2 protein-coding genes are annotated in these 1,599 nt (G+C 60.4%); one reads left to right on the top strand and one right to left on the bottom strand.

What is annotated here, in order from left to right; translation table 11 throughout:
* Positions 1 to 116: 116 nt before the first annotated feature.
* Positions 117 to 542 carry a hypothetical protein gene (locus V6C16_RS12805; protein ID WP_333535247.1) on the top strand — a complete coding sequence of 142 codons (426 nt, stop codon included), beginning with the start codon at positions 117 to 119 and terminating at the stop codon, positions 540 to 542.
* Positions 543 to 644: 102 nt separating this feature from the next.
* Here V6C16_RS12805 and V6C16_RS12800 read toward each other — a convergent pair whose 3' ends face one another.
* Entirely contained in the window at positions 645 to 1,499 is an 855-nt protein-coding gene (locus V6C16_RS12800) for a DUF169 domain-containing protein (protein WP_333543392.1), read from the bottom strand.
* Positions 1,500 to 1,599: the final 100 nt, after the last annotated feature.

Here is a 1,599-nt window from a genome sequence, read left to right as displayed (position 1 = left end):
GTTCCGCAGTTCGGCAGCCGACGCCGCAAACGCCCCCCGCCGACGCCGCCGGAAACAAACGATGTCCCGCGTGAGCCGGACTCCCCCTTGGTGGGCAAACTTCTGAATGTCAAAGTATGAATGCCAATCTCGTTTTTGCCCTCATTGTCGCTTTCTCCATTCTTGAACTGGCCATTCTTGGCGGCGTGCTTTTTTTCTATCTGCGCCTGCGACGCTCTGAAGCCATGCTCAACGCCCTGCAAGGCAATCAGGAAGCGCTGCTGGCCCGCATAGAAATGAATGCCCGGCTGGAGCGCGAAATTGTGGCGACCTTCGCCCAACGCCAGGCAGAGCTGCAAAACCTGGACGGCAAGCTTGAAGAACGCGCCCAATATCTGCGCCGTCTGCTGGAACAGGCCGAAGGTATCAGCCGTTCGCCCCAGTTCCTGCGCGAAATCATCCTCAACGGCAGGCGCAAGGGGCTCTCAAGCCGCCAGATCGCCCGCAATGCGGGCCTGAGCGTGGACGAGGTGGATCTGATCCTGGCACAGGAAGCCGACTAGATGTAGGGTCTGCCTCTCAGGCAGGCAGATCAGGAGCAAGGGCAGGAAGCGCCGCAAAAGCAGCGGCCCTGCCCCGAAATACCCTGCCGACGTCTCTTCGCCCTACGCTTGCCCCTCCCTCTCCTCTCCCCCTTCGCCCCATATCCTGCGACTTTTAAGCACTTTCTTGCGCACTCCGGCCCAGGTGTCCCGTGTGAGGGCCGACGAGTCCATCCTGTTCAGCATCTCGCCGTACAGGCCGAGGGGAACGGCAAAGCTCAGCTCGTCTGCCTTCATGTACTTGCGGGCGGAAGGATCAAACCCTCCAATGACCGCACAGGGCTGTCCACGGCGTTCATACACCAGGGGCCAGGCAATGATATTGGTACAGCCTGCTCCGAACGGCGAAACAACTCCGGTATGGCTGCCCACAGTATAGCAGGCCAGATTGTGCAGTCCGGTCATGACCTCCGGCCGCGCGAAAAAGACCACCACCAGGGGCTGCTCCGCCTGGCTGAACTGCTCCAGCGGCTTGATCACGCAATATTTGCCTTCCTGCAGGGGCGGCGCGCAGTCTTCCATAAATGCCACCATGCTTTCCGGCGACGGCAGGTAATGTTCCCCTTCAATGGGCGTTCCCGGCACACCCGTGGACACATAGTGGACGTTCATATCAAGGTAAGGCGCATATACGCCGGAATAATACCCGCCCCCCATGCAGCCGCATTCCTTGTGGCTTATCCACGCCGCCGTACGCTTTTTGCGCGCCAGCCGGATATTGCCGATGATGCATGAGAAAGAACCGAAAGCCTTTTGCCAGTCGATCTCTCCGGCGGCCTCGCGCTCCCGGCTGTAGATTTCTCCGGCTTTGGGGCCATAGCCTTCCGGTTTTACGTCCGTGTAATACACGCCCAACGGGGCCTCGTTATGGCCCAGAAGATCCAGCAGTTTTTGCGTCTGCTCAACAAGCTGTTGCATTGCGCGCTCCTTGCAGTCAGGGTTGCGGCGGCTTTGCGCCCGCCATGCGTTGCCCGGCATGCGCGGCTGTGCGGCACGCGCCTCGCGACATCCGGTTCAG

The sequence above is a fragment of the Desulfovibrio sp. 1188_IL3213 genome (assembly GCF_036763145.1).
Taxonomy (GTDB): domain Bacteria; phylum Desulfobacterota; class Desulfovibrionia; order Desulfovibrionales; family Desulfovibrionaceae; genus Desulfovibrio.
This window is presented reverse-complemented; position numbering and strand designations above follow the sequence as displayed.